This is a genomic window from Streptomyces sp. NPDC031497, from assembly GCF_055580905.1.
In genome coordinates, this window is record NZ_JBVIKO010000017.1 from 87,437 (window position 1) to 105,686 (window position 18,250).

Below are 18,250 nucleotides of genomic sequence, written 5' to 3' on the forward strand. Positions count from 1 at the left end.
CGCTCAGGCCTTCGGCTGGGTCAGCTGGATCAGGTTGCCGACCGTGTCGTCGAGGACGGCCGCGATCACCGGGCCCTGTTCCTGCGGCTCGTGCGTGAACCGGACACCGAGCAGCCGCAGCCGCTCGTACTCCGCGTCGATGTCGTCCACCGAGAAGACGATCGCCGGGAGCCCCGCGTCGTACACCGCCCTGCGGTACGGCTCGGCGATGGGACCCTGGCCGGGCTCCAGCAGCAGCTGGAGATCCCGCTGGGCGCCCTCGGGCGCGCCGACCGTGACGAACAGGGTGCCGCCTCCCAGGTCGAGATGGGCGCGGGTCTCGAAACCGAGGACGTCCGTGTAGAAGGCGTGTGCCTTCGTGACGTCGTCGACGTACACACTGGTCATCGCGACCTTGATCACGGGTGGCTCCTAGATGCCCAGCTGCTTGGACTCGTGCAGCTTGGCGATCGCGTTCTCGTCGCCGTCCACCCCGACCTTCGCCGCGTTCTGCCGGCCGAAGGCGAACATCAGCAGCTCGGAGGGCTCGCCGGTCACCGTCACCACCGGGGCGCCACGATGGGCGACGGCCGTCTGGCCGTCCGGACGGCGCAGCACCAGGCCCGTCGGCACCCCCCTGCCCAGCAGCCGGGCGGTGCGCTCCAGACGGGACCACAGGGCGTCCTGGAAGACGGGGTCCAGCTCGCGCGAGGCCCAGTCCGGCTGGGCGCGGCGGACGTCCTCCGTGTGGACGTAGAACTCCACCGTGTTGGCCGCCTCGTCGACCTGCTTCAGCTGGAACGGCGAGAACCGCGGCGGCCCGGTACGGATCAGCTGGATCAGCTCCTCGTACGGCTTCGCGGCGAACTCGGCCGTCACCTTCTCCAGGCGTGGCGCGAGCTGCTTGATCAGCGCGCCCCCGGCCGCGTCCGGCCGGCGCTCGCGCACCACCACATGCGCGGCCAGATCCCGGGTCACCCAGCCCTCGCAGAGGGTCGGAGCCTCGGGACCGGCGGTCTCCAAGAGGTCGGCGAGCAGAAGCCGTTCACGCTTGGCGAAGGTCGACATGGGGCCAGCCTACGACCCCACGCACGGTCCGGACAGTGGACACGGTCCGTGACTGTCGGTGCCGCGCGGCACAATGGCACCCATGACCAGTACGACGGGTACGCCCCCGCCCAGCGGCCTCGCCCCGGAGATCGCCGCCCGCCTCAAGCGCAGCGCCGACGGCCTCCTCCCCGCCATCGCGCAGCAGTACGACACGGGCGAGGTACTGATGCTCGGCTGGATGGACGACGAGGCGCTGCACCGCACCCTCACCACCGGCCGCTGCACCTACTGGTCACGCAGCCGCCAGGAGTACTGGGTCAAGGGCGACACCTCCGGCCACTTCCAGTGGGTCAGGTCCGTCGCCCTCGACTGCGACGCCGACACCCTGCTGGTCAAGGTCGACCAGGTGGGTGCCGCCTGCCACACCGGCGACCGCACCTGCTTCGACGCCGACGTGCTCCTGAAGGACGGCGCCGATTGCGGCGTCCCGGCCTCCGATCAGTAAGGTCTGCCGCCATGGAACTGGAGACCTTCCGCAAGCTGGCGACCGACCGGCGCGTCATCCCGGTCACCCGCAAGCTCCTCGCCGACGGCGACACCCCGGTCGCGCTCTACCGCAAGCTCGCCGCCGAGCGCCCCGGCACCTTCCTGCTGGAGTCCGCCGAGAACGGCCGCACGGCATACCAATGGTCTCGCTACTCCTTCGTGGGCGTCCGCTCCTCGGCCACCCTCACCACCCGCGACGGCCAGGCACACTGGCTCGGTACCCCGCCGGTCGGCGTGCCCGTCGACGGCGACCCGCTGGCCGCCCTGCGCGCCACCATCGAGGCCCTGCACACCCCGCACGCGGAGGACCTGCCCCCGTTCACCGGCGGCATGGTCGGCTATCTGGGCTACGACATCGTGCGCCGCCTGGAGAAGATCGGCCCGGGGGAGCGGGACGACCTCCAACTGCCCGAGCTGACCATGCTCCTCACCAGCGACCTCGCGGTGATGGACCACTGGGAGGGCTCGGTCCTGCTGATCGCCAACGCGATCAACCACAACGACCTCGACACCGGTGTCGACGAGGCCTACGCGGACGCGATCGCCCGTCTCGACGCCATGGAGGCCGACCTCTCCCGCCCGGTCGCCCAGCCCCCGGCCGCCCTGCCCCCCTCCGAACTCCCCGAGTACACGGCCCTGTGGGGCGGTCCCGACTTCCAGGTCGCGGTCGAGGACATCAAGGAGCGCATCCGCGCGGGCGAGGCCTTCCAGGTCGTCCCCTCGCAGCGCTTCGAGACCCCGTGCACGGCCAGTGCGCTGGACGTCTACCGGGTCCTGAGGGCCACCAACCCGTCCCCGTACATGTACCTCCTGCGCTTCGAGGGCTTCGACGTCGTCGGCTCCTCCCCGGAGGCCCTGGTCAAGGTCGAGGACGGGCGGGCCATGGTCCACCCCATCGCCGGCACCCGGCCGCGCGGGGCCACCCCGCGCGAGGACCAGGACCTCGCCGACGAGCTGATGGCCGACCCCAAGGAGCGCGCCGAGCACCTGATGCTCGTCGACCTCGGACGCAACGACCTGGGCCGGGTCTGCGAACCGGGCTCCGTCGAGGTCGTCGACTTCATGTCCGTCGAGCGGTACTCGCACGTCATGCACATCGTCTCGACGGTCACCGGAAAGGTCTCCGAGGGCCGCACCGCCTTCGACGTCCTCACCGCCTGCTTCCCGGCCGGCACCCTCTCCGGCGCCCCCAAGCCCCGGGCGATGCAGATCATCGACGAACTGGAGCCGTCCAGAAGGGGGTTGTACGGCGGCTGCGTCGGCTACCTCGACTTCGCCGGCGACTCCGACACCGCCATCGCTATCCGTACCGCCCTCCTGCGGGACGGCACGGCGTACGTCCAGGCGGGCGCGGGCATCGTCGCCGACTCGAACCCGGTCGCCGAGGACCAGGAGTGCCGCAACAAGGCGGCGGCGGTGCTGCGCGCGGTGCACACGGCCAACAGACTGGGCAAGTAGGGCGCTTCTCACTCAACCCCGGGTGACCGTTCGCCCGGGGTTCAAGCCATAGTGGAGTACGTGACTGCTGCTCCTCACCCCCGTTCCGAAGCCGCCGCACCCCCCGGGTCCGGCGGCCGCCGCAGCCTTGCCATCGCGCTGTTGTTCGGTGCGCTCGGCGCGGCCGTGGCCCTGCTGTCCAGCCGGCAGCGCTGGGCGGAGGGCACCGCGACGGTGGCCGGCGGCGCCTTCCCGCTGACCGCCAAGGGCAGCGACGTCACGGGCGTCCCCGCGGCCCTCGCCATAGTGGGCCTCGCCGCGCTCGTCGCCGTCTTCGCCGTCCGCCGGGCCGGCCGCTTCCTCGTCTCCGGGCTCCTCGCACTCTCCGGCGCCGGCATCGCCGCCGCCGCCCTGGCGGGCGCCTCCGACGGCTCCGCGCTGGACGAGAAGGCCGCCGAGGCCAGCGGCGACACCTCCGCCACGGTCGCCGCGCTCAGCCACACCGGCTGGCCGTACGTCGCCGCGGCCGGCGGCGCGCTCATCCTGGTCGCCGGGCTGCTCGCGCTGCGCTACGGCCGCCTCTGGCCCGCCATGTCCGGGCGCTACGAGCGCGGCACTGGCGCGGAGCGGCCGCGCCGCGCACCGAAGCCGGTCGACCCGGACCGGCCCGAGGACATCTGGAAGGCCCTGGACCGGGGTGAGGACCCTACGGGAGCGTGAGCGCTTCGCCGGGGGCGCCGCGATGAGTCGATTGGCCGTCGGACGTCTGCGGCGTCCGTTGGGGCTGGTCGCGCCCACGCGGCGGCAGCCGCACATCGAACACGGCCCCGCGCCCCTTTCGGGGCGCTGAGCCTCGCGGCGCCGCAGACCGATGTGGCGCATCAGACGCCACCCCCGCTCACGGCGGGCCCGCGCGTACGGGACAATGGAGGTCGAGCGTCCGGAACGGACCCGTACGAGCGCGGCCACGGACGGCACGTACGACACGCACCAGCTACGAGGAGCAAGTCATGGCGGGCAGCAGCCACGGTCACACCCCGGCCGCCTGGACCGGCGTCACCATCGCCTTCATCGGTTTCTGCGTCGCGGGCGCCTTCATGGTCATGGCACAGCCGGTGGGCTTCTGGGCCGGGATGGTGATCGTGGTCCTCGGTGGCGTCGTCGGCATGATCATGCGGGCCATGGGCCTCGGCATGCCGAAGCAGACCGCCCTGGTGACGCGCACCGCTCCGGCCGCCGCCACCCGCGAGCCGGTCACCGCCGAGAGCTGATCGACAGCGCTTCCCGAGGGGCGTCCCGAGACATCGGGACGCCCCTCGCGCGCGCGTGCCGACCGTACGGGGCACAATGCGAGGCGTGAACGCCGACACTCCCCGCGCAGCCGCCCCGGCCCCGCCCTCCCTGCGAGGACGGCTGGCGGTGCCCGCGGGGGTGCTGGCCGCCGTCGCCGGGGCCTTCGCCTACGTCGGTACGGTCGACCCCAACCAGCCCGGCCACTACCCGGTCTGCCCCCTCTACCGGCTCACCGGCCTGTACTGCCCCGGCTGCGGCGGCCTGCGCAGCGCGCACGCCTTCGTGCACGGCGACTTCCTGGCCGCGCTGCGGGACAACGCGGCGGGCGTGGCCGCCTATCTGGCCTTCGCCGTGGTGTGGACCGTCTGGGTCGCGCGCGCGGTACGCGGCCGGCCCGCCCGGATCGAGCTCAGGCCGGTGCCCATGTGGACCCTGGGCGCGGTGCTGCTGGTTTTCACCGTTGTCCGGAACCTGCCCTTCGTCGGCTGGTTGCATCCTTGATCAACTGGCGAACGCGCAGGTAGAGGGGGCCGCCGTCGGCTGGATGCGAGGTCGGCGCCATCCTGCGGATACCATCGATGTGACCATGGGTTTTGACCCGCGTGGGTTTTGACTCGCTCGGAAGAATCGTCCGGAACCGGAAGGGGACCGCTCGCGTGAGTGTGCTCGACGAGATCATCGACGGAGTCCGTGCCGACCTCGCGGAGCGGCAGGCGCGCGTGAGCCTCGACGAGCTCAAGGAGCGCGCGGCGAAGGCACCCGCGGCCAAGGACGGCGTGGCCGCACTGCGCGGCGACGGCGTCAAGGTGATCTGCGAGGTCAAGCGCTCCAGCCCGTCCAAGGGCGCGCTGGCCGCGATCGCCGACCCGGCCGGGCTCGCCGCGGACTACGAGGCGGGCGGCGCGGCCGTCATCTCGGTCCTGACCGAGCAGCGCCGCTTCGGCGGCTCGCTGGCCGACCTGGAGGCGGTCCGGGCCCGCGTGGACATCCCGGTCCTGCGCAAGGACTTCATCGTCACGTCGTACCAGCTGTGGGAGGCCCGGGCGTACGGCGCCGACCTCGCGCTGCTGATCGTCGCCGCTCTCGACCAGCCGGCCCTGGAGTCGCTGATCGAGCGTGCCGTCTCCATCGGCCTCACCCCGCTCGTCGAGGTGCACGACGAGGACGAGGTCGAGCGCGCGGTGGACGCGGGCGCCAAGGTGATCGGTGTCAACGCGCGCAACCTGAAGACCCTGGAGGTCGACCGCTCCACCTTCGAGCGGGTCGCCCCGGAGATCCCCGACACCGTCGTCAAGGTCGCCGAGTCCGGTGTCCGCGGCCCGCACGACCTGATCGCCTACGCCAACGCGGGCGCCGACGCGGTCCTGGTCGGCGAGTCCCTGGTGACCGGCCGCGACCCCAAGTCGGCGGTGGCCGACCTGGTGGCGGCGGGCGAACATCCGGCGCTGCGGCACGGCCGCCCCTGATCACCCGATAGGCTGACACCGATGACTGTGACCGTGACGACCGTGGACCGGTACCCCCGCCTCGCGCGTGGCTGCCGCCCCCGGGGCTGCCGAGCCCCGGCGAGGCGCGTCCACGGCCGCCGCGTGCGTTACGTCATCGGTGCCGAGCCGGGTCAGGTGAACGGCATGCGATGGCAGCGCCCCGTCAGGGGCGCGGGGCTCTCGTCGATGTGCGGCTGCCGCCGCGCGGGCGCGAGCAACCACTGACGGCTCGCAGCCGACAGACAATCCCCACGCCCCACGGCGAATAGTGTCTTTTCACACGCACTCACCGTGAGGTTTCCGCATGCCCAGCGACTACTTCTTCCCTGACCCAGAAGGCCAGGTGCCCTCGCCAGAGGGCTACTTCGGCGCCTTCGGCGGCAAGTTCATCCCGGAGGCCCTCGTCGCCGCCGTGGACGAGGTCGCCGTCGAGTACGACAAGGCCAAGCACGACCCCGAGTTCGCCCGCGAACTCGACGACCTGCTCGTCAACTACACCGGCCGCCCCAGCTCCCTCACCGAGGTCCCCCGCTTCGCGGAACACGCGGGCGGCGCGCGGATCTTCCTCAAGCGCGAGGACCTCAACCACACCGGCTCCCACAAGATCAACAACGTGCTCGGCCAGGCCCTGCTCACCAGGCGCATGGGCAAGACCCGGGTGATCGCGGAGACCGGCGCCGGCCAGCACGGCGTGGCGACGGCCACCGCCTGCGCGCTGTTCGGCCTCGACTGCACCATCTACATGGGCGAGATCGACACCCGACGCCAGGCCCTCAACGTGGCCCGGATGCGCATGCTCGGCGCCGAGGTCATCTCCGTGAAGTCCGGCAGCCGCACCCTCAAGGACGCCATCAACGAGGCGTTCCGCGACTGGGTGGCCAACGTCGACCACACCCACTACCTCTTCGGCACGGTCGCAGGACCGCACCCCTTCCCGGCCATGGTCCGCGACTTCCACCGGGTCATCGGCGTCGAGGCCCGCCGCCAGATCCTGGAGCGGGCCGGCCGGCTCCCCGACGCGGCGATCGCCTGCGTCGGCGGCGGCTCCAACGCCATCGGCCTCTTCCACGCCTTCATCCCCGACGAGGACGTCCGCCTCATCGGCTGCGAGCCCGCGGGCCACGGCATCGAGACCGGCGAGCACGCCGCCACCCTCACCGCCGGCGAGCCCGGCATCCTGCACGGCTCCCGGTCCTACGTCCTCCAGGACGAGGAGGGCCAGATCACCGAGCCGTACTCGATCTCGGCCGGCCTGGACTACCCGGGCATCGGCCCGGAGCACTCCTACCTCAAGGACTCCGGCCGCGGCGAGTACCGCGCGGTCACCGACGACGCGGCCATGCAGGCCCTGCGCCTGCTGTCCCGCACCGAGGGCATCATCCCGGCCATCGAGAGCGCCCACGCCCTCGCCGGCGCCCTGGAGGTCGGCAGGGAACTCGGCAAGGACGGGCTGATCGTCGTCAACCTGTCCGGGCGCGGCGACAAGGACATGGACACCGCCGCGCGCTACTTCGGGCTGTACGACACCGACGCCGAGGTCGCCGCCGACGCCACCGCCACCGCCGAGATCGAGGGGGACGCCAAGTGAGCGGGAACATTCAGCTGCTGTCCGACACCCTCGCCGGTGCCAAGGCCGAAGGCCGCTCCGCGCTCATCGCCTACCTCCCGGCCGGGTTCCCGACCGTGGCCGGCGGCATCGAGGCGGTCAAGGCCGTCCTGGACGGCGGCGCGGACGTCGTCGAGGTCGGCCTGCCGCACAGCGACCCGGTGCTCGACGGCCCGGTCATCCAGACCGCCGACGACATCGCCCTGCGCGGCGGTGTGAAGATCGCGGACGTCATGCGCACGGTCAAGGAGGCCTACGCGGCCACCGGCAAGCCGATCCTCGTCATGACGTACTGGAACCCCATCGACCGCTACGGCGTCGAGCGCTTCACCGCCGAGCTGGCCGAGGCGGGCGGCGCGGGCTGCATCCTGCCCGACCTGCCCGTCCAGGAGTCGGCCCTGTGGAGGGAGCACGCCGAGAAGCACGGCCTCGCGACCGTCTTCGTCGTGGCGCCGAGCAGCAAGGACGAGCGGCTCGCGCAGATCACGGCGGCCGGCAGCGGCTTCGTCTACGCGGCCTCCCTGATGGGTGTCACCGGTACCCGTGAATCGGTCGGCGCGCAGGCCCAGGACCTGGTGGAACGCACCCGGGCCACCGGCACCGGGCTGCCCGTCTGCGTCGGCCTCGGCGTCTCCAACGCGGCCCAGGCCGCCGAGGTCGCCGGCTTCGCCGACGGGGTGATCGTCGGCTCGGCCTTCGTGAAGCGGATGCTGGACGCGCCGGACGACGCGGCGGGCGTGGCGGCCGTCCGGGAACTCGCCGGTGACCTGGCGAAGGGCGTGCGCGGACAGGCGTAACGGAACACCACGCAACATCCGGTCACTCGAACGGGTGGACCTGGGACCGGGGAGGCGCGGTGCGCCTCCCCGGTTCGTTCTGGTGGTGTGAGCGAGAAGAATCGTGACGGAAAGCGGACGGCCCGCGAGCGGATCGCAGCCGACCGCGAGAAGCAGCAGTCCGCGGAGAAGCGACGGCGCGCGCTGATCGTGGGCGCGAGCGTCGTCTGTGTCCTCGGCCTGGCGGCGGTGATCGGCGTCGTCGCCGCGAACGCGGGCAAGGACAAGAACAGCAAGAGCTCGGGCCCGGTCGTGGCGCCCTCGGGCGCGCAGGGCAAGGACAGCCTCGCGATCCCGGTCGGCAAGGACGACGCCAAGGCGACGCTCACCATCTGGGAGGACTTCCGCTGCCCGGCCTGCCAGGCCTTCGAGACGGCGTACCGCCCGACGCTCCACGAGCTGACCGACTCCGGCAAGCTCAGAATCGAGTACCACCTGGTCACGCTGATCGACGGCAACCTCGGCGGCAGCGGCTCCCGGAACGCGGCCAACGCGGCGGCCTGCGCCCAGGACGCGGGCAAGTTCCGCGACTACCACGACGCGCTGTACGAGAACCAGCCGAAGGAAACCGACGACGCCTTCTCGAACAACGACAAGCTGATCGAGCTGGCCGGCAAGGTCCAGGGCCTGAACACGCCGACGTTCCAGAAATGCGTCAAGGACGGCAAGCACAACGCCTGGGTCGTCAAGTCGAACGAGGCCTTCCAGGCGGCCAAGTTCGGCGGCACCCCGACCGTTCTGCTCGACGGCAAGAACATCTACCAGGACCAGACCATGACCCCGGCCAAGCTGAAGCAGCTCGTGGAGGACGCCAACAAGGGGTGAGCGGGGCAAGCGTCTCTCACGCCCCTGTCGTTTCTCACCTCCCTGTTATGGAGCCGTAGCCGGGCTGGTTGCCGTCGGCCCGGTCCGGCACGGTAGCGTCGACCCTGCCATGGAATTTCTTGCCTACATTCCCAGCCCTTCGCGCGGAGTGATCCACCTCGGTCCCATTCCGCTGCGCGGCTACGCCTTCTGCATCATCATCGGTGTCTTCGTAGCCGTCTGGCTCGGAAACAGGCGCTGGATCGCCCGGGGCGGGCGGGCCGGCACGGTGGCCGACATCGCCGTCTGGGCCGTGCCGTTCGGCCTGGTCGGCGGGCGTCTGTACCACGTGATCACGGACTACGAGCTGTACTTCAGCGAGGGCCGTGACTGGGTCGACGCCTTCAAGGTGTGGCAGGGCGGCCTCGGTATCTGGGGCGCGATCGCGCTCGGCGCGGTGGGTGCGTGGATCGGCTGCCGGCGCCGGGGCATCCCGCTCCCGGCCTACGCCGACGCCATCGCCCCCGGCATCGCCTTGGCCCAGGCGATCGGCCGCTGGGGCAACTGGTTCAACCAGGAGCTGTACGGCCGCGAGACGCATGTGCCGTGGGCCCTGCACATCACCTCGTCCGAGGGCGGCCGGGTCCCCGGCTACTACCACCCGACCTTCCTCTACGAGTCGCTGTGGTGCATCGGCGTCGCCATCCTGGTGATCTGGGCCGACCGCCGATTCAAGCTGGGACACGGCCGGGCGTTCGCGCTGTACGTCGCCGCGTACTGCGTGGGCCGCGGCTGGATCGAGTACATGCGCGTCGACGACGCCCACCACATCCTCGGTCTGCGGCTCAACGACTGGACCGCGATGATCGTGTTCCTGCTCGCGGTGCTGTACATCGTGCTGTCCGCGAAGAAGCGGCCGGGCCGGGAGGCGGCGGTCGAGCCGGGCGTCTCCGACGGGGAGGTCGACGGTACGGGTGAAGCCGCCGAGGCTGCTGAAGCCAAGGAGGCTTCCGAGCTGGAGGCTTCCGAGGCGGAGGCTTCCGAAGACGGGGCCGAGCACGAGGCCGAAGCCAGGGACGAGGCCGACGCCAAGGACGAGCACGAGGCCAAGGACGAGCACGAGGCCGAAGCCAAGGACGAGGCCGGGTCGGCGACCAAGAAGAGCTGACCTGCCGCGATACGACGAAGAGGGCGCCCGGGATCGGACCGGGCGCCCTCTTCGCGTACGGGCCGACGGGTCCCGGCGAGCCCGGCACCGCCGCAGGGGTGCTCGCTGTTGCGGCGGAAGAGGTTCACCGGCGGAGGGCCGAAGAAGGGATCGGGCTGTCGGTGTCAGCGGCGGTTCAGTAGGGAGAGGGTTCTGCGGGCTGTTGCCACTACCGCCGCGTCGATGAAGCTGCCGTCCGGGAGGGCCTGGGCGCCCTGTTCCGTGGTGGCCGCCTTGAGGATCTTCTCGGCCTGTTCCAGTTCGGCCTGTGTGGGCAGGTAGGCCCGTTCGATGATCGGGAGCTGGCGGGGGTGGATGGCGGCGCGGCCCAGGAAGCCCAGGGCGCGGCCGTGGGCGCAGGAGGTGGCGAGGCCCTTGAGGTCACGGGTGTCGGGGTGCACCGACTGGGGTGGTGGGGCGAGGCCCGCGGCCCGGGCGGCGACCACGATCCGGGAACGGGACCAGTCGAGGCCGATTGCGTCGCATACGCCCAGGTCGGCCTGTAGGTCCGCCTCCCCGAGCGAGATGCCCCGCAGGGCGGGGTGGGCGGTGGCGATGGCGTAGGCGTGCTCGATGCCGAGGGCCGATTCCAGGAGGGCGTAGAGGGGGAGGGTGCTGGTCCGGGCGGCGATGTGGTGGATGTCGTCGGGGCCGGTCACCTTGGGGAGCCGCAGGCCGGCCAGGCCGGGGAGGCCGAGCAGGGCCTGGAGGTCCGCCGCGGCCCAGGGGGTGTCCAGGCCGTTGATCCGGACGTGCACCGGCACCGGCTGCGGGTGGGCCAGGAGGTCGGCGGTGGCGGCGCGGGCGCAGTCCTTGCGGTCGGGGGCGACGGCGTCCTCCAGGTCGATCACCACCACGTCCGCGCCGCAGGCCAGCGCCTTGGCGACGACATGCGGCCGGTCACCGGGGACGTACAGCCAGGTCAGCGGGAAGGGGGCGGTGGTCATACGGCTCCCTCCTCGCGCAGGGCCAGCAGCTGGGCCGGGGTCAGGCCCAGTTCGGTGAGGACCTCGTCCGTGTCGGCGCCGTGCGGGCGGCCGGTCCAGCGGATCGCGCCGGGGGTCGAGGAGAGCCGGAAGAGGACGTTCTGCATGCGCAGCGGGCCCAGTTCGGGGTCGGGGACGGTGGTGATCGTGTCCAGCGCCAGGTACTGCGGGTCGTCCATCACGTCCCGTACGTCCTGGATGGGGGCGACCGCGGCCTCCGCCTTCTCGAACTCGGCCAGCACCTCGGCGCGGGAGCGGGTGGCGATCCAGTCGCCGACGGCCGCGTCGAGGACGTCGGAGTGTGCGGCCCGGTCGGCGCCGGTCGCGAACCACGGCTCGTCGATCAGCTCCGGGCGTCCGACCAGCCGCAGGACGCGTTCCGCGATCGACTGGGCCGAGGTGGAGACGGCGACCCAGGTCCCGTCCGCCGTGCGGTAGGTGTTGCGCGGGGCGTTGTTGGCGGAGCGGTTGCCGGTGCGCGCCTGGACGTAGCCGAGCTGGTCGTACCAGGTGGGCTGGGGGCCGAGGACGGTGAGGATCGGTTCGATGATCGCCATGTCGACGACCTGGCCCTCGCCGGTGCGGTCCCGGGCGGCGAGCGCGGTCATCACGGCGTACGCGGTCGCCAGTGCCGCGATGGAGTCGGCGAGCCCGAACGGCGGCAGCGTGGGCGGGGCGTCCGGTTCGCCGGTGATCGCCGCGAAGCCGCTCATCGCCTCGGCGAGGGTGCCGAAGCCGGGGCGGTGGGCGTAGGGGCCGAACTGGCCGAACGCGGTGACCCGGGTCAGGATGAGCCGGGGGTTGGCGGCGGAGAGTTCCTCCCAGCCGAGGTCCCACTTCTCCAGGGTGCCGGGCCGGAAGTTCTCCACGATCACGTCGGCGGTGGCGGCGAGCCGGAGCAGCGTGGCGCGGCCGCCGGGCTTGGACAGGTCGAGGGTGATGGTCCGCTTGTTGCGCCCGAGCAGCTTCCACCACAGGCCGACGCCCTGCTTGGCCGGGCCGTGTCCCCGGGAGGGGTCGGGTTTGGCCGGGTGCTCGACCTTGACCACCTCGGCGCCGAAGTCACCGAGCAGAGTGGCGGCGAGGGGGCCGGCGAAGAGGGTGGCGAGGTCGAGGACGCGCAGACCGGCGAGGGGCTGGGGCTGTGTTGTCGTACTCATGCGGTGTACTGGGCCTCGATCTCCGGACGGAACGGCATGGACGTCGACGCCCCCTCCCGCTGCACGGCGAGCGCGGCCGCGGCCGCCGCCCAGGACAGGGCCTCCCGGATGGGCTTCTCCTCGGCCAGGGCGACCGCGAGGGCGCCGACGAAGGTGTCGCCCGCGCCCGTCGAGTCGACGGCGGTCACCCGGGGCGCCGGGATGACGAGAGGCACGGCGTCACGGGCGAGGTAGAGGCAGCCGGCGGCGCCCAGGGTGACGACGACCTGTGGCACCAGGCCGAGCAGGGCGGCGGCCGCGTCGCGCGGGTCGGCGCGGTCGGTGAGGACGGCGGCCTCGCGCTCGTTGGGCACCAACAGGTCGATGTTGTCGAGAAGTTCGGAGGGCAGGGGGCGGGTGGGGGACGGGGTGAGGATGGTCCGGATGCCGTGCCGGCGGGCGGCCTGCGCGCCGGCGACGACCGCGGGCAGCGGGATCTCCAGCTGGAGCAGGAGGGTGTCCGCGGAGGCGATGACACCCTCGTCGCCGGGGGCGAGGTGGTCGACGGTGCCGTTCGCGCCGGGGATCACGACGATCGCGTTGCCGCCCTCGTCGTCCACGACGATGTGCGCGGTGCCGGAGGGGCCCTCGATGGTGCGCAGCGAGTCCGTGTCCACGCCGGAGTGTTCGAGGGTCTCCCGCATCCGGGCGCCGTAGGCGTCATGGCCGACCGCGCCGATCATCGAGACGGTGGCGCCGGCGCGGGCGGCGGCGATCGCCTGGTTGGCGCCCTTGCCGCCGGGGACCGTACGAAACTCGCGTCCGGTCACGGTCTCGCCGAGTTGCGGGGCCTTCTCGACGTACGCGACGAGGTCCATGTTCGTGCTGCCGAGGACGGCGATCTGGGTCATGGGCGGGTCGCCTCCAGGTGGGTGAGGTGGGCGAGGGTGTCGAAGCCGGTGCCGTCGAAGCCGGCGACCGAGGTGGCGAGTCGGTTCTTGAGCGGGGTCGTCCAGCGGTCGGGGAGGGCGTCGGGATCGTCGGCGAGCAGCCCGGCGACGGAGCCGGCCGTCGCGCCGTTCGAATCGGTGTCCCAGCCGCCGCTCACCGCACGGCAGACGGAGCCGGTGAAGTCGCCGTCCGCGTGGGTGAGGGCGGCGGCGACCAGAGCGGCGTTGGGGATGGCGTGCACCCAGTGGTGGGTGGGGGAGTGGGTGCGGTGGAGTTCGTCCACGACCGTCTCGAAGTCCTCGTGGGTCTCGGCCAGCCGGATCGCCTGGTCGATCGCCTGGGCCAGGCGGGACCGGGGCGGGATCACCGTGCGGCCGGAGCGCAGGCAGGCGTGGACGTCGTGGGTTCCGCCGGCGGCGGTGGCGATGGTGGCCGCCGTGAACATCGCCGCGTAGACGCCGTTGGCCGTGTGGGTGAGGGCGGCGTCGCGGTGGGCCTGCTCGGCCGCGGCGGCCGGGTCGCCGGGGTTGGTCCAGCCGTGCACGTCGGCGCGGATCAGGGCGCCGATCCACTCGCGGAAGGGGTTGCGGTGGCGGGCGGTGTGCGGCGGTTCGACGCCGGTGAGGAGGTTGCGGTAGGCGACGCGCTCGGCGGTGAAGGTACGGCCGGCCGGGAGTTCGTCGAGCCAGAGGGCGGCTACGTCGGTGGTGGTGAAGGCTCTGGTGTGGCGCTGGAGCAGGAGGAGGTTGAGGAGGGGGTAGTTGAGGTCGTCGTCCTCGGCCATGCCGTCGATGTTCTCCACGAGGGAGGTGCCGGCGGAGCGGCGGTTCCAGGGGTGGGCGGCGAGGAGCTCGGCCGGGACGCCGCGGGCGGTGAAGTACTGGTTCAGAGGCCAGTTGCCGGCGGCCTGGGCGAGTTCGCGGATGGCATGGAGGGAGAGCTTCTCGACGGGTTTCCCGAGCAGACAGCCAACAGCTCTGCCGAGCCAGGCGGCGTGGTAGGAGCGGGTGGGCGGGGGCGGGGGCTGGAGACGGGGCGAGTGGAGCGCCCCGTCAGGGGCGCGGGGAACTGCGCGAGTGACCACATCGCACCCGCAGTCGCATGACGGTCCGCACCGCCCTGCCCGTGGCGCAGACGGCCACTGCGGACACAGCGCCTTGATCGCTGCCAGATCCGTCGGCTCGTTCAACCGGCTCGGCAGGTCAGCGAGTTCGTCGAGCAGGTCCTCCGCCAGCTGGCGGAGGTAGCGGGACACCCGGTCCGGCGACGCCCCCGCCCGGTCCGGCGCGTCCGCGCCCCCCGCCGCCTTCCAGCGCGCCGCGACCGCGCCGGGCTCCCGGCCGTCCTGCCGGGCCTGGCGGATCTCATGGCCCAGCAGATCCTCCGGCTGGACCCAGGTCAGGCGGAGCATCCCGCGCCCCCGAGGCGAGCGAAGGACTCCTCGTGGGCCCGCCGGAGGCCCGTGTCGCGGAGGAAGACCTCCCTGGTCACGGCGGCCAGCGTGCGCGGCGGCTCCCACAGGTCGAGGCGGCTCGCCTCGGCGACCCGCTTCGACCACTCCTCCGGTACGGCCGAGCCCAGCGCGCCGGCGATCGCACCCGCCATCGTCGCGGTCGAGTCGCAGTCCCGGCCGTAGTTGACGGAGCCGACGACGGCGTGCCGGTAGTCGCCGCCTGCCACCAGCAACATGCCGAGCGCGACGGGGAGTTCCTCGATCGCGTGCAGGCGGGAGGGGCGGCGGGCGCCGAGGGAGGGAGCGCGGTAGTCGGGGCCGACCGTGTCGTAGGGGGCGACCGCCTCCCGGAGGGGGGTGAGCGCCGACTCGAAGTCGGTGTGGTGCGCGGCCACTTCACAGACGGCTTCGATCGCCGTGCGGGTGCCGTCCTTCGCCAGGGACAGGCACGCGGTGACGACCGAGTCCGGCGTGGCGCCCGGCGCGGCCGCCGCGGCCACCGCCGCCGCGAAGACGCCCGCCGCCTCCCGGCCGTACGACGACTGGTGGGCGCCGGCGATGTCCAGGGCCTCGGCGTACGCGGCCCGCGGGTTCGCCGCGTTGACCAGGCCGACCGGGGCCATGTACATCGCCGCACCGCAGTTGACGATGTTGCCGGTGCCGGCCTCGCGGGGGTCGACATGGCCGTAGTGCAGGCGGGCGGCCAGCCACTTCTCGGCGAGGAAGACCCGCTGGAGGGGGATGGTCTCGGTCTCCAGCTCCGGGATCCAGCGGGGGTTGGTCATCAGGTCGGGGACCAGGTGGTCGGCGATCGCGTACGCGTCGAGGTGGTCGCGGACGCGGTCGTACACCCGTACCAGCGCATGCGTCATCAAGGTGTCGTCGGTGACGTGCCCGTCGCCCTTGTGGTACGGGGCGATGGGGCGGGCGGTGCGCCAGGCGTCGCCGTTCCAGGGGCCGACGATGCCGTGCACGCGGCCGCCGTGGCGTTCGAGGATCTGGTCGGGGGAGTAGCCCTCGACCGGACCGCCGAGGGCGTCTCCCACGGCGGCTCCGACGAGCGCTCCGGTGATCCGTTCGTCGAGCGAAGCTCCGGCGCTTTCTTCTCCTTTGGGCGTCATGCCCTGAATCATCCTCCTGGGTGGGCCGGTTGTGTGGCTTCCAGGAGTTCGGCGAGTTCCACGAGGTCGGTGCCGGTGAGGCGGGGGAGGGCGCAGCCGGAGAGGGTGCGGCAGGCGTCCCGCCAGGGCGCCGGGATCGAGTCGCCGCCGCCGAGGGCGCCGGTGAGGGCGCCTGCCAGGGCGGGGGCCGAGTCGGCGACCCGGGAGAGACAGGCGGCGGCGGGGACGGCCTCGGCGATCCGGCCGCGCGCGGCGGTGGTGAGGGCGAGGGCGACCGGGACGGTTTCGGCGGCGGCGATGCCGTAGCTGTAGACGTGGTCGACGATTTGGTGTTCGAGGAGGGGGACGAGGGCGAACGCGGTGTCGGCCGTGGCGGTGAGGGTCAGGGCGTGGCGGGCGTTGCGGCCGATCTCGGTGGCCTCGGGGAGCTCGGCGAGCGCGGCGGCCACGCAGGTCTCCGCCTCGGCGCCGGCGAGGGCGAGCGCGAGTGCCGCCGCCATGGCACGGGCGCCGTGCACTCCGTCGCCGTCCTGGGTGTAGCGGGCGTCGAACTCGGCGAGGTCGGCGGCGCGTTGGGGGTCGCCGGGGTGAGCGACGGCGAGCACGCAGGCGCGGACGCAGGCGGCGTCGTCGAAGTAGTGCGGGTTGTCGTGGCCGGTGGCGGGCGGGCGCAGGCCGGTGGCGAGGTTGCCGAGGCCGGCGCGGACGGAGATACGGGCGCGCAGGGGCAGTACGGCCGACTCGATCTCGGGGGCGCGTTCCGCGGCGGCAGCGACCTCGGAGGCCACGGCGGTCCAGGTCAGGTCGATGGCGGCACGGGTACGGAGCTCACGGCTGAGGTCGGCGAGAGCGGTGTCGTCGCCGGCGCGCAGGACGGCTTCCGCGGCGAAGGCGGCCCACTCGGCGTCGTCGGAGGGGCCGAGACGGAGGGGCTCGGGGGGCTGGTTGAGGGCGATGGGGACGGGGAGGGTGGTGGTCGCGTTCTGTTCGGCGAAGGTGTCGAGTTCTCGGGTGAGGCGGCGGGTCCACTCCGGCATGCGGGAGGCGCGGTGCCGCGCGGAAGGCCAGCCGGCCGCGTCGCCTGCGGCGAGGCCCAGCAGGAGGCCCTCGATACGACGCCGGTTCACCGGAGCCCCTCGCTGCGGTCGGCCCCCAGGGACCTCGCCCAGCCACCATCCGACTCGGTGGGCAGAGGGGCAGGTGTGGAGGGTGGTGGCTCGGCCGGCCCCGGAGCCGCCCCCGTCAGCAGTTCCGCCACCACCAGTACATGGTGACCCGCCATCGACGGCAGGCAGCTGCCTCGCGCCGGTCCGATCGCCGCCCCCCACTCCGGCGGGATCGACGCCTCTCCCCGGGTCGCCCCCGCCAGCGCGCCGGCCACCGCTGCTGTCGTGTCCGCGTCGCGGCCCATGTTGACGGCTGTCAGCACCGCCTCCCGGAAGTCGCCGTCCGCCGCGGCGTACGCGCCGAAGGCCAGGGCCACCGCCTCCGGGGCCAGGTCGGTCCACGGGTAGCCGCCGATGACGACCGCGGAGCGGACCGCCCGTTCGCCCCGGTGGGCCACCGCGACCGCCCGGCGCAGGGAGCGTGCCGTCCACGAGTCGTCCGGCACCACCGCCAGCGCGGCCGCCACCACCGCCGTCGGCGGGGCCCCCGCCATCGCCGCCGCCACGCCCGCCGCCACCGCCTGGCCGCCGTAGATGCCCTCACCCTCGTGGCTCACCGAACCGTCGATCGCGACCAGCCGGGCCGCCTCGGCCGGCCGGCCCGCCGCGAAGACGCCGAAGGGTGCCGCCCGCATGGCCAGGCCGTCGCTCCAGGCGTGCCGGTGCTGGGCGGAGATGGGGGCGGCGAGGCCCCGGCGGAGGTTCTCCAGGGTGCCGCGTTCGCTGAAGCCGGCGCCCTTGAAGGGGCCCTCGGCGCGGTCGGCGATCCACTCGTGCCAGGCCGCCTCGACGTGGGCCGGGGTGAGCGCCGAGCCGTGGCGGGCGAGCAGGAGGCCGGAGAAGATCGCGTACTCGGTGTCGTCCGTGCCGGCCGGGGTCTCGGTGACGTACCCCGTGATGCGGCCCCAGCGGGCGCGGATCTCGGAGGGTTTCATGTTCTCGGCCGGCGCCCCGAGCGCGTCGCCCACGGCCAGGCCCAGCAGCGCGCCCCGCGCCCGGTCGTGCAGAGGGGAGGCGCGCTCGTCGGGGGCGGGGACCGACGGGGTGCAGACGATCGATGTCATGGGCGGGCCTCTCCGGGAGGGGTCGCGCGCCGGGGCGCGGAACCGTTTGCGGATGTGTCCCACCAACGGCGGTTGACCGCAGCCTGCCAGGCCTCCACATCACCCGGTCGACATTTGTGCAGTGC

Annotated in this window: 20 protein-coding genes; 11 read left to right on the forward strand and 9 right to left on the reverse strand. The window is 72.9% G+C overall.

Annotated features, from left to right (window positions below; genetic code table 11):
• Nucleotides 1-3: 3 nt before the first annotated feature.
• Together ACZ5K7_RS30500 and ACZ5K7_RS30505 are read right to left on the reverse strand one after the other, a co-directional pair.
• Complete coding sequence (locus ACZ5K7_RS30500) at nt 4-402, reverse strand: VOC family protein (RefSeq protein WP_351695190.1); 399 nt, start codon at nt 400-402, stop codon at nt 4-6.
• A 9-nt stretch (nt 403-411) separates the two neighbouring features.
• Entirely contained in the window at nt 412-1,047 is a 636-nt protein-coding gene (locus ACZ5K7_RS30505) for a TIGR03085 family metal-binding protein (RefSeq protein ID WP_468918174.1), read from the reverse strand.
• 82 nt (nt 1,048-1,129) lie between these two features.
• Between ACZ5K7_RS30505 and hisI the strand changes: the two genes are divergently transcribed.
• The 11 genes from hisI to lgt all read left to right on the forward strand — a co-directional run bounded on the left by hisI (nt 1,130) and on the right by lgt (nt 10,206).
• Nucleotides 1,130-1,534: a phosphoribosyl-AMP cyclohydrolase gene (gene hisI / locus ACZ5K7_RS30510; protein ID WP_351695187.1), complete on the forward strand. Its 405-nt coding sequence runs from the start codon at nt 1,130-1,132 to the stop codon at nt 1,532-1,534.
• Nucleotides 1,535-1,545: 11 nt separating this feature from the next.
• Nucleotides 1,546-3,033, forward strand: a complete 1,488-nt coding sequence (locus ACZ5K7_RS30515; protein ID WP_351695185.1) for an anthranilate synthase component I — start codon at nt 1,546-1,548, stop codon at nt 3,031-3,033.
• Between the two features lie 51 nt (nt 3,034-3,084).
• Nucleotides 3,085-3,732 carry a TIGR02234 family membrane protein gene (locus ACZ5K7_RS30520; RefSeq protein ID WP_351695182.1) on the forward strand — a complete coding sequence of 216 codons (648 nt, stop codon included), beginning with the start codon at nt 3,085-3,087 and terminating at the stop codon, nt 3,730-3,732.
• Nucleotides 3,733-4,022: 290 nt separating this feature from the next.
• Nucleotides 4,023-4,283 (forward strand): HGxxPAAW family protein, encoded by a 261-nt coding sequence (locus tag ACZ5K7_RS30525; protein WP_351695179.1) that lies wholly within the window; start codon nt 4,023-4,025, stop codon nt 4,281-4,283.
• Nucleotides 4,284-4,359: 76 nt separating this feature from the next.
• Nucleotides 4,360-4,806, forward strand: a complete 447-nt coding sequence (locus ACZ5K7_RS30530) for a DUF2752 domain-containing protein (RefSeq protein WP_468918180.1) — start codon at nt 4,360-4,362, stop codon at nt 4,804-4,806.
• Nucleotides 4,807-4,961: 155 nt separating this feature from the next.
• Nucleotides 4,962-5,771: an indole-3-glycerol phosphate synthase TrpC gene (gene trpC / locus ACZ5K7_RS30535; RefSeq protein WP_351695175.1), complete on the forward strand. Its 810-nt coding sequence runs from the start codon at nt 4,962-4,964 to the stop codon at nt 5,769-5,771.
• A 21-nt stretch (nt 5,772-5,792) separates the two neighbouring features.
• Nucleotides 5,793-6,017 carry a tryptophan biosynthesis modulator TrpM gene (gene trpM, locus ACZ5K7_RS30540; RefSeq protein WP_468918183.1) on the forward strand — a complete coding sequence of 75 codons (225 nt, stop codon included), beginning with the start codon at nt 5,793-5,795 and terminating at the stop codon, nt 6,015-6,017.
• Nucleotides 6,018-6,096: 79 nt separating this feature from the next.
• On the forward strand, nt 6,097-7,380 hold the full coding sequence (trpB, locus tag ACZ5K7_RS30545; protein ID WP_351695169.1) for a tryptophan synthase subunit beta: 1,284 nt from the start codon (nt 6,097-6,099) through the stop codon (nt 7,378-7,380).
• Complete coding sequence (gene trpA / locus ACZ5K7_RS30550) at nt 7,377-8,195, forward strand: tryptophan synthase subunit alpha (RefSeq protein WP_468918187.1); 819 nt, start codon at nt 7,377-7,379, stop codon at nt 8,193-8,195. The genes trpB and trpA overlap by 4 nt, the downstream gene beginning before the upstream one ends.
• Nucleotides 8,196-8,282: 87 nt before the next feature.
• Nucleotides 8,283-9,059: a DsbA family protein gene (locus ACZ5K7_RS30555; protein WP_468918190.1), complete on the forward strand. Its 777-nt coding sequence runs from the start codon at nt 8,283-8,285 to the stop codon at nt 9,057-9,059.
• A 109-nt stretch (nt 9,060-9,168) separates the two neighbouring features.
• Nucleotides 9,169-10,206 (forward strand): prolipoprotein diacylglyceryl transferase, encoded by a 1,038-nt coding sequence (gene lgt, locus ACZ5K7_RS30560; protein ID WP_468918193.1) that lies wholly within the window; start codon nt 9,169-9,171, stop codon nt 10,204-10,206.
• A gap of 164 nt (nt 10,207-10,370) precedes the next feature.
• Here lgt and ACZ5K7_RS30565 read toward each other — a convergent pair whose 3' ends face one another.
• Genes ACZ5K7_RS30565 through ACZ5K7_RS30595 form a run of 7 tightly spaced genes read right to left on the reverse strand, consistent with a single transcriptional unit; the run spans nt 10,371 to nt 18,125 of the window.
• A complete protein-coding gene (locus tag ACZ5K7_RS30565; RefSeq protein WP_351695162.1) occupies nt 10,371-11,192 on the reverse strand; it encodes an HpcH/HpaI aldolase/citrate lyase family protein in 822 nt (273 codons plus the stop codon).
• Nucleotides 11,189-12,391 (reverse strand): CaiB/BaiF CoA transferase family protein, encoded by a 1,203-nt coding sequence (locus ACZ5K7_RS30570; protein WP_351695161.1) that lies wholly within the window; start codon nt 12,389-12,391, stop codon nt 11,189-11,191. Before ACZ5K7_RS30570 ends, ACZ5K7_RS30565 begins: the two co-directional genes overlap by 4 nt.
• Nucleotides 12,388-13,281, reverse strand: coding sequence for a ribokinase (gene rbsK, locus ACZ5K7_RS30575; protein ID WP_468918197.1), 894 nt, complete (start codon nt 13,279-13,281; stop codon nt 12,388-12,390). The genes ACZ5K7_RS30570 and rbsK overlap by 4 nt, the downstream gene beginning before the upstream one ends.
• Nucleotides 13,278-14,732, reverse strand: coding sequence for an ADP-ribosylglycohydrolase family protein (locus ACZ5K7_RS30580; RefSeq protein WP_468918199.1), 1,455 nt, complete (start codon nt 14,730-14,732; stop codon nt 13,278-13,280). The genes rbsK and ACZ5K7_RS30580 overlap by 4 nt, the downstream gene beginning before the upstream one ends.
• The gene (locus ACZ5K7_RS30585; protein ID WP_351695155.1) at nt 14,720-15,895 is read right to left on the reverse strand and encodes an ADP-ribosylglycohydrolase family protein; all 1,176 of its coding nucleotides are present in this window, start codon (nt 15,893-15,895) and stop codon (nt 14,720-14,722) included. The genes ACZ5K7_RS30580 and ACZ5K7_RS30585 overlap by 13 nt, the downstream gene beginning before the upstream one ends.
• An 8-nt stretch (nt 15,896-15,903) precedes the next feature.
• Nucleotides 15,904-17,022, reverse strand: coding sequence for an ADP-ribosylglycohydrolase family protein (locus ACZ5K7_RS30590; RefSeq protein WP_468918202.1), 1,119 nt, complete (start codon nt 17,020-17,022; stop codon nt 15,904-15,906).
• Nucleotides 17,019-18,125, reverse strand: coding sequence for an ADP-ribosylglycohydrolase family protein (locus tag ACZ5K7_RS30595; RefSeq protein ID WP_351695151.1), 1,107 nt, complete (start codon nt 18,123-18,125; stop codon nt 17,019-17,021). Before ACZ5K7_RS30595 ends, ACZ5K7_RS30590 begins: the two co-directional genes overlap by 4 nt.
• Between the last annotated feature and the right edge of the window lie 125 nt (nt 18,126-18,250).

Bases quoted from the DNA above. Each gene is read 5' to 3' on its own strand.
- ACZ5K7_RS30585 (WP_351695155.1), bottom strand. From the start codon at position 15,895: ATGACGCCCAAAGGAGAAGAAAGCGCCGGAGCTTCGCTCGACGAACGG.
- ACZ5K7_RS30525 (WP_351695179.1), top strand. From the start codon at position 4,023: ATGGCGGGCAGCAGCCACGGTCACACCCCGGCCGCCTGGACCGGCGTC.
- lgt (WP_468918193.1), top strand. From the start codon at position 9,169: ATGGAATTTCTTGCCTACATTCCCAGCCCTTCGCGCGGAGTGATCCAC.
- ACZ5K7_RS30570 (WP_351695161.1), bottom strand. From the start codon at position 12,391: ATGAGTACGACAACACAGCCCCAGCCCCTCGCCGGTCTGCGCGTCCTC.
- ACZ5K7_RS30515 (WP_351695185.1), top strand. From the start codon at position 1,546: ATGGAACTGGAGACCTTCCGCAAGCTGGCGACCGACCGGCGCGTCATC.
- rbsK (WP_468918197.1), bottom strand. From the start codon at position 13,281: ATGACCCAGATCGCCGTCCTCGGCAGCACGAACATGGACCTCGTCGCG.
- trpB (WP_351695169.1), top strand. From the start codon at position 6,097: ATGCCCAGCGACTACTTCTTCCCTGACCCAGAAGGCCAGGTGCCCTCG.
- ACZ5K7_RS30505 (WP_468918174.1), bottom strand. From the start codon at position 1,047: ATGTCGACCTTCGCCAAGCGTGAACGGCTTCTGCTCGCCGACCTCTTG.
- ACZ5K7_RS30565 (WP_351695162.1), bottom strand. From the start codon at position 11,192: ATGACCACCGCCCCCTTCCCGCTGACCTGGCTGTACGTCCCCGGTGAC.
- ACZ5K7_RS30580 (WP_468918199.1), bottom strand. From the start codon at position 14,732: ATGCTCCGCCTGACCTGGGTCCAGCCGGAGGATCTGCTGGGCCATGAG.
- hisI (WP_351695187.1), top strand. From the start codon at position 1,130: ATGACCAGTACGACGGGTACGCCCCCGCCCAGCGGCCTCGCCCCGGAG.
- ACZ5K7_RS30530 (WP_468918180.1), top strand. From the start codon at position 4,360: ATGCGAGGCGTGAACGCCGACACTCCCCGCGCAGCCGCCCCGGCCCCG.
- ACZ5K7_RS30595 (WP_351695151.1), bottom strand. From the start codon at position 18,125: ATGACATCGATCGTCTGCACCCCGTCGGTCCCCGCCCCCGACGAGCGC.
- trpM (WP_468918183.1), top strand. From the start codon at position 5,793: ATGACTGTGACCGTGACGACCGTGGACCGGTACCCCCGCCTCGCGCGT.